The organism is Aquibium sp. A9E412 (assembly GCF_030398335.1).
GTDB lineage: Bacteria > Pseudomonadota > Alphaproteobacteria > Rhizobiales > Rhizobiaceae > A9E412.
The window spans coordinates 1-7,292 of record NZ_JAOAOP010000106.1 but is presented as its reverse complement, the minus strand read 5'-3'; the positions used below and the strand labels follow the sequence as shown (position 1 = coordinate 7,292).

General features: G+C 71.7%; 6 protein-coding genes. 1 reads left to right on the top strand and 5 read right to left on the bottom strand.

All coding sequences use genetic code 11. The features are described from left to right. Positions 1–1,861, top strand: a 1,861-nt coding sequence (locus tag N1F89_RS20000; protein WP_290086221.1) for a LysR family transcriptional regulator, incomplete at its 5' end; no start/stop codon positions are given. On the opposite strand, the gene N1F89_RS19995 is transcribed toward N1F89_RS20000, so the two are convergent. The 5 genes from N1F89_RS19995 to N1F89_RS19975 are packed head-to-tail and all read right to left on the bottom strand — an operon-like array spanning position 1,794 to position 7,117. Continuing rightward, positions 1,794–2,849, bottom strand: a complete 1,056-nt coding sequence (locus tag N1F89_RS19995) for an acyl-CoA dehydrogenase (RefSeq protein ID WP_290086220.1) — start codon at positions 2,847–2,849, stop codon at positions 1,794–1,796. The two genes, N1F89_RS20000 and N1F89_RS19995, sit on opposite strands and share 68 nt — an antisense overlap. A gap of 6 nt (positions 2,850–2,855) precedes the next feature. Then, positions 2,856–4,031 carry an acyl-CoA dehydrogenase family protein gene (locus tag N1F89_RS19990; protein ID WP_290086219.1) on the bottom strand — a complete coding sequence of 392 codons (1,176 nt, stop codon included), beginning with the start codon at positions 4,029–4,031 and terminating at the stop codon, positions 2,856–2,858. Between the two features lie 22 nt (positions 4,032–4,053). After that, positions 4,054–5,244 (bottom strand): CoA transferase, encoded by a 1,191-nt coding sequence (locus tag N1F89_RS19985; protein WP_290086218.1) that lies wholly within the window; start codon positions 5,242–5,244, stop codon positions 4,054–4,056. A 50-nt stretch (positions 5,245–5,294) separates the two neighbouring features. Further along, the gene (locus tag N1F89_RS19980; RefSeq protein ID WP_290086217.1) at positions 5,295–6,599 is read right to left on the bottom strand and encodes a TRAP transporter large permease; all 1,305 of its coding nucleotides are present in this window, start codon (positions 6,597–6,599) and stop codon (positions 5,295–5,297) included. Continuing rightward, positions 6,596–7,117, bottom strand: a complete 522-nt coding sequence (locus N1F89_RS19975; protein ID WP_290086216.1) for a TRAP transporter small permease subunit — start codon at positions 7,115–7,117, stop codon at positions 6,596–6,598. Before N1F89_RS19975 ends, N1F89_RS19980 begins: the two co-directional genes overlap by 4 nt. Between the last annotated feature and the right edge of the window lie 175 nt (positions 7,118–7,292).

Sequence of the window (7,292 nt, the reverse complement as noted above, 5' to 3'; positions counted from 1 at the left end):
CGCCGAGGCCGCCGCCCATGCCGGCATCTCCGCCTCCGCGCTCAGCGAGAACCTGCGGCTTCTCGAGGAGGAGCTCGGCATCAAGCTGTTCCAGCGCGGCCCGCTCGGCCACTATCCGAGCGAGGCGGCGCGCTGGCTCTACCAGCGCGTCGAGGTGGCGCTGCAGCGCATCGAGGCGCTGGAGGGCGGCATGCCGGCGCGCGACGCGCGGCGCTTCACGCGGCTCGAGGTGACCACGCCGCTGCAGTTCATGCTCGGCCGTCTGTCGCGGGCGACGAGCCTGGCCGTGCGGGCGCTGCGCCGCACCCACCCGCACGCTTTGGCGCGCGTGCGCTTTCGCACCAGCTGGCCGGAGGGCGAGGAGGAGGACGACGCGCTGCCGGTTCCGGTCGACAGCGAGCCGGTCGAGCATGTGGTGCTCGAATATGCCGAGGACGCCGAGCGGATCGCGCCGCGCGACCGGCTGTTCGAGGACGACTGGATCGCCATCACCAATTTCGACCGCAGTCTCGAGCCGGGCCGCGTCATCGCCTTCGCCGATCTGGCGCGGCTGCGCCTGCTGCTGCCGCCGCTGCTGCCGGCCCAGACGCGCCATGCCCGCGCCTATTGCGCCCGGCACGGCCTGCCGGAGCCGGCGGTCATCGAGGAGGACGTCGGCACCTTCCCCACCCTGTCGCGCGACGCCAGGCCGTTCGCGCTTCTCGCCCCGCGCAGCCTGGTGGCCGGCGGGCTGTCGCGCCTGCAGCTTGACCATGTCAGCCTGCCGGCGGCGCTGGTCAGCCCGGTCGCCGCGCGCATCGCGGACGGCAGCGCGCTCGGCGCCGCCTATGTGCGCCACCTCAAGCGCGTGCTCGCCGAGCCCGACCGCCCCGTGCTCTACGATCCGCACATCACGCTGCGCCAGATGCGCTACGTCCTGACGCTCTACGACCAGCTCAACATGACGGCCGCCGCGCGCAAGCTGCACGTCGTCCAGCCGGCCCTGTCAAACCAGCTGCGCAAGCTCGAGACGGTGGTCGGCGAGCCGCTCTTCGAGCGCCGCCGCACCGGCCTGAAGCCGACCGCGGTGGCCGAGACGATCGTGCCGCTGGTCGAGGAAACGGTCGAACTGCTGAGCGACGTGACGGTCGAGGCGCGCCGCCGGGCCTCCGAGCAGGGCCGCCGGCTGACCGTCGGCGTGGTGCCGCTGCTCAACCACCGCGGCGCGCTGGTCGAGGCGATCACCGGTGCGCTGGAGGAGTGGAGCGCAGCCTATCCCGACGTGCGGCTGCGCGTCGTGGAGGGCGCGGCGGCGGTGCTGCACCGCTGGGTCGAGACGGGCCGCATCAGCCTCGGCCTGGTCGAGGCGCGCGTGTCGCGCTCGCTGCAGCTCGACCTCGACAGCAAGGACCGGCTGGTCGTCGTCTCGCGGGCGGGCGGCGGACTGCTGGCACCCGGCGAGGTGGCGCTGGCGCGGGTCGCCGCCCTGCCGCTGGTGCTGCCGAGCGAGATCTTCGGCCTGCGGCAGCTCCTCAACCGGGCGGCCGCGGAAGCCGGGGTGACCGTCACCCCGCGCATGGAGGTCGATTCGCTCGCCGTGGTGCTCGGCATGGTGCGCCGCATGCCGGTCGCCACGGTGATGCCGGAGGCGACGGTGCAGCCCTTCGTCGCCGACGGCTCCTTTCAGGTCAACGCGATCGCCGATCCGGCCATCCACCGCCGGCTGTCGATCATCTTCTCCACCTCGCGCAGCCTGACGGAGATCGAGCGCGCCCTGGTCGACACGCTCAAGCGCCATCTCGCTTCGGCCAGCGTCACCCCTGCATCGTGGAGCGATAGCGCGCGAAGTGCCGCTCCGGCGCGCCGAACAGAAGCTCGTTGACGAGGATGCGCTTCACGTAGCGGCCGGCCGCGTGCTCCTCGGTCATGCCGATGGCGCCGTGGAGCTGGATCGCTTCCTCGCCGATCGACCGGCCCGACCATAGCGACTGGATCCAGGCCGCCACGGCGAGCTGCGCCGCCTCCGGTCCGTCGCCGGCCGCCGCCGCCGAGGCGACCAGCGAGCGCACCTCGTCGAGCTTGATCCACATGTCGACCAGCCGGAACTGCAGGCTCTGGAACGAGCCGATCGGCCGGCCGAACTGCTTGCGCAGCTTGGCGTAGGCGAGCGTCTCCTCGTAGAGCACCTGCATGGCGCCGAGGTTCTCCGCCGCCGCGGCGAGCAGCGTCGCCGTCTCGACGTCGCCGAGCAGCGCCGCCGCGTCGCCGTCGTCGAGCCGGTCCGCCGCCGGCAGCGCGACGCCGTTAAGGATCACCCGGCCGGCCCTGCGGCCGTCGGGCAGCGGATAGGTCTCGACCGTCACGCCCGGCAGGTCGAGCCCGACCAGGAACAGCCCCGTGCCGCCCTCCGCGCCGGGCCGCGCGGCGACCAGCACCGCGTCGGCCTCGTCGACGGCCAGCACGTGCGGCTGCGTGCCGCCGAGCCGCCAGCCCGCGCCGTCCGGCTCGGCCGTGATCGCGGCCGGGCGCCCGACGGCGAAGCCGGCGGCCACGCGCCGCTCGCCGGCCATCACCGCCGCCAGCGCGTCGGCCGCCCGCGGGCAGCGCGCCAGCGCGCCGCCGGCCATCACGATGAACGGCAGGTAGGGCGTGGGAAGCAGGCCGCGTCCGTGGCCCTGCATGACGGCCGACACGCCGGCCGCGCCGAGCCCCAGCCCGCCCGCCGCCTCGGGATAGGGCAGCAGCAGCCAGCCGAGATCGGCGAGCTCGGTCCAGGCGTCGCCGCCGCTCGCGCGGCCGCCCGCCCGGTCGGCGACGTAGCGGTCGACCGTTTCGGCGAGCATGTGGATTTCGTCGTCAAGATGGCTCATGGAAACTCACCCGAGTTCGAGGATCTGCTTGGCGAGGATCATGCGCTGCACCTCGTTCGAGCCGCCCCAGATCGTCAGCTTGCGCTGGTTGAGGTAGGTCGCGACCGCGCCGCCGGCGGCCGGGTTGGACGAGGGTTCCAGCGCGTCGAGAAAGGCGTCGGAATGCACCAGGCAGTCCTCGGCGTGCAGGTCGACCCGCAGCCGCGACAGCGCCTGGGCGATCTCGGTGCCGCGGATCTTCAGCTTCGAGGCCTCGGGACCCGGGTTCTCGCCGCCGACGCTGCGCGCCAGAAGGCGCAGCTCCATGTGCTCGAGCGCCAGGAGCTCGATCTCCAGGCCGGTCAGCCGCTCGGCCAGACGCGCGTCGCCGGTCCGGCCGAGCGCCTCGGCATCGGCGCGGATCTCCGACAGGACGCGGCGCGAGCGCGCCGCGCCCGACATCGAGAAGCGTTCGAACTCGAGCAGGAACTTGGCGTAGGTCCAGCCCTGCCCCTCCTCGCCGATGCGGTTTTCCACCGGCACCATGACGTCGTTGAGGAAGACCTCGTTGAACTCGTGGTCGCCGTCGATCGTCCTGATCGGCCGCACCGTGATGCCGGGCGAGCGCATGTCGATCAGCAGGAAGGAGATGCCGCGCTGCGGCTTCACCTGGAGATCGGTCTTGACCAGGCAGAACATCCAGTCGGCCCAGTTCGCCCAGGTCGTCCAGATCTTCTGGCCGTTGACGCGGTAGTGGTCGCCCTCGCGCACCGCCGTTGTCTTCAGCGCGGCGAGGTCGGAGCCCGCGCCCGGCTCGGAATAGCCCTGGCACCAGAAGTCGCGGTTCTCGCGGATGCCCGGCAGGAAGCGCTCCTTCTGCTCCTCGTTGCCGAAGGTGAAGATCACCGGGCCGGCCATGGCGATGCCGAACTGGCAGGGATGCGGGCACGGCAGCGCGCCATAGGCGCGCTCGAAGAGATAGCGCTGCGTCTGCGTCAGGCCCGGCCCGCCGGCTTCGGCCGGCCAGCCGACCGCGTACCAGTTGCGCGCCGCCAGGACGTCCTGCCAGCCGGTGTAGTCGTCGCGCGTCAGCCGCTGGTTGTAGCGCACCTTGCGCGCCAGCTCCTCGGGCAGGTTGGCGGCGAGGTAGTCGCGGACGTCGGCGGCGAAGGCCTTGTCCGCGTCGGAGAAGATCATGGTCATGACGGGGTTCCGCTGTGCTGTGTCAGATGACGCCGGCCGCGCGCAGCCGCTCGATCTCGCCGGCATCCATGTCGAGCATGTCCTCGAGGATCGCCGCGCCGTGCGCGCCGAGCTCGGGCGCCGGGCGCAGCTCGCCGCGCTGCAGCCCGGCGATGTGGACGGGCTGCTCGGGCAGCCGGAGCGCGCCGAGCCGCTCGTGCGCGACCTCGGTCATCAGGCGGCGGTGGCCGGCATGGGCGCTGCCGGCCGCCTCGGCGACGTCCCACACGACGGAGGCCGGGATGCCGGCCTCGGCGAGGCGGCCGACGGCGGCCTGCGGCGCCAGCGCGCGCGACCAGCGCTCGATCTCGGCACGCAGCGCGTCGCGGTTGACGCGGCGCTCGCGGTCGGAGGCGAAGCGCGGATCGTCGGCGAGCTCCGGCCGGCCGATGGTGGCGGCGAAGCGGGCGAACAGCGGGTTGTTGGCAATGGCGATGATGATCGTCCCGCCATCGGCGGCGAACGCGCCGAACGGTGCGGACAGCGGATGCTGGTTGCCGTGCCGCGTCGGCGCGGCGCCGGTCACCTGGAGTTGGGCGAGCGCCGTCGGCAGCAGCGAGAACAGCGAATCGAACATCGCGACGTCGAGGCAGGCGCCCTCGCCCGTCGTCGCACGGCGGTAGAGCGCGGCGGCGATGGCGAAGGCGGCATAGAGGCCCGACACGGTGTCGCCGACCGAATCGCCGACGATCATCGGCTCGCCATCCGGCTCGCCGGTGACGCTCATCAGGCCCGACAGCGCCTGGGCGATGACGTCGTAGCTCGGCGCGCGGGCCAGCGGTCCGTCCTGGCCGAAGCCGGAGATCGAGCAGTAGATCAGGTCGTCGCGCACCGCGCGCAGCGCCTGGTAGTCGATGCCGAGCTTGCGCGCGACGCCCGGCCGGAAGTTCTCCACCACCACGTCGGCGCGCGCCGCCAGCCGGCGCGCCACCTCGCGGCCCTCTTCGCTCTTCAGGTCGAGCCGGATGCTGCGCTTGTTGCGGTTGATCAGCTCGAAGCTGACGCTGATGTCGCCGGTGAAGGCGCCCATGGCGCGCTGGTCGTCGCCGGTCGGCGGCTCGACCTTGACGATCTCGGCGCCGAGGTCGGCCAGCATGGCGGTGCAGAACGGGCCGGCCAGGACCCGGCTGAAGTCGAGCACGGTCACCCCGGCGAAGGGCTTGGTCGAAGGCATTGCAAACTCCAGTTTCTCGCGCGGGCGGCGGCGATCGCCCCGCCGTGGCGCTAGCGCAGCAGCTCCGGCAGCCAGGTGGCGAGCTGCGGGAACAGGACGACGAGCAGCAGCGCGATCACGTTGGCGATCAGGAACGGCGCGATGCCGCGGAAGATCGTGCCGAGCGGGATGTCCTGGCGCAGCCCCTTGATGACGAAGACGTTGATGCCGACGGGCGGCGTGATCATGCCGATCTCGATGACCATGACGTTGACGATGCCCCACCACACCAGGTCGTAGCCGAGGCCGCTGACGATCGGCACCACGAAGGGCAGCGTCAGCACCATGCCGGCGAGCGCGTCGAACACGCAGCCCAGCACCACGTACATGGCGATGATGATGAAGATGATGACGAGCGGCGGCACGTCGAGGCTCTGCACCCAGGCCGCCACCTCGCTGGGCATGTGCGACAGGGTGAGGAAGTAGCCGAAGATGTTGGCGCCGATCACGATCATGTAGAGCATGGCGATCGAGCCGGCCGAACTGAACAGCGTCTCGGCGAAGGTGGCCCGCGTCAGCGCCTTGCGCGCCAGCGCGAAGACGAGCGTCAGCACCAGGCCGACGGCGGCGCCCTCATTGACGGTGAAGAAGCCGGAATAGATGCCGCCCATCACGACGACGATGATGCCGATCGGCGCCCAGGCGCGGCGCGTCTCGCGCACGCGCTCGCCCCAGCGGATGCGCTCGCCGGCGCCGGCCAGATGCGGCGAGAAGACGAGCTGCACCCGGATCGCGAGCACGAACAGGACGACCGACAGGATGCCGGGGATGATCGCCGCCAGGAACAGGTCGATGACGAACTGCTCGACCTGCACGGCGTAGATGACCATGATGATCGACGGCGGGATCAGCGAGCCGAGCGTGCCGCCGGCGGCCAGCGTGCCGGTGCACAGCGACAGCGCGTAGCCGCGCTTCTCCATCTCCGGCAGCGCGATCTTGGCCATCGTCGCGGCGGTCGCGATCGACGAGCCGGCGATGGCGCCGAAGCCGGCGCAGCCGAGGATGGTGGCCATCGACAGGCCGCCGCGGAAATGGCCGATCCAGGTGTTGGCGACCCGGTAGATGTCGGCCGAGATGCCGGCCGCGCCGGCGAATCCGCCCATCAGCAGGAAGAACATCACGACCGCGAAGTCGTGGCTCGTCAGCATGTTGACCGTCTCGGTGCCGAACAGCGAGACCATGCCGGACGGATTGCCGGTCAGCACCAGGTAGCCGACGGCGCCGACCGCCGCCATGGCGATGCCGACCGGCACGTGCAGCAGGATGGCGCCGATCAGGCAGGCGAGCCCGATCAGGCCGACTTCGATGGAGCTCATACGCCGTCTCCCTGGCGTTCGGAGGCGGCGGAGGCGGCCGGCGCGCGCAGCGCGCGCAGCGCCGCGACCACCGAGGCGATCTGCACCGGCACGCACAGGACGAACAGCGCCGTCGTCAGCGTCCACACCGGCCACACGGGAATGTAGATCAGCCAGGTCGTCTGGCCCGACCGGAAGACGTCGAGCGTGTAGATCGAAAGCTGCCAGGCGATCAGCACGAAGACGGCGAGCATGACGAGATGGCCCAGCAGGTCGAGCAGCGCGCCGACGCGCCAGTGCGACAGGCCGGCGAAGCGCACCGCGACGTGCTGGTTGGTGGCCAGCGAGGCGGGAAAGCACGCCGCCGCCGCGATCACGATGATCAGGTCGGAGATGTCGCTGAAGCCGGTGATCGGCGTGCCGAACAGCTCGCGGCCGGCGATGTCGAGCATCATCATGACCGAAAGGATCACCAGCGCGGCCAGGCCGAGCATGGCCGCGAGCTGCGCAAATCGGCGGATGCCTGCCAGCGGTGTCATGGACGTTCTCTCCGGCTTGCCGCGCGTGGATCTTGCGCCCGTCATCGGACGAAGGACGGATGCGGCCGGCCGCTCGTCACCGCGCGATCATGCCGGGAAGCCGGCGGCCGGGCAACGGCGTCGCGCACGGGGGAAATCGGCAGGCCGCGTCGCGCAGCGCGAGGCGGGGCGCGGC

Coding starts and splice junctions, on each gene's coding strand:
- N1F89_RS19975 (WP_290086216.1), bottom strand. CDS start 7,117: ATGACACCGCTGGCAGGCATCCGCCGATTTGCGCAGCTCGCGGCCATG.
- N1F89_RS19985 (WP_290086218.1), bottom strand. CDS start 5,244: ATGCCTTCGACCAAGCCCTTCGCCGGGGTGACCGTGCTCGACTTCAGC.
- N1F89_RS19990 (WP_290086219.1), bottom strand. CDS start 4,031: ATGACCATGATCTTCTCCGACGCGGACAAGGCCTTCGCCGCCGACGTC.
- N1F89_RS19980 (WP_290086217.1), bottom strand. CDS start 6,599: ATGAGCTCCATCGAAGTCGGCCTGATCGGGCTCGCCTGCCTGATCGGC.
- N1F89_RS19995 (WP_290086220.1), bottom strand. CDS start 2,849: ATGAGCCATCTTGACGACGAAATCCACATGCTCGCCGAAACGGTCGAC.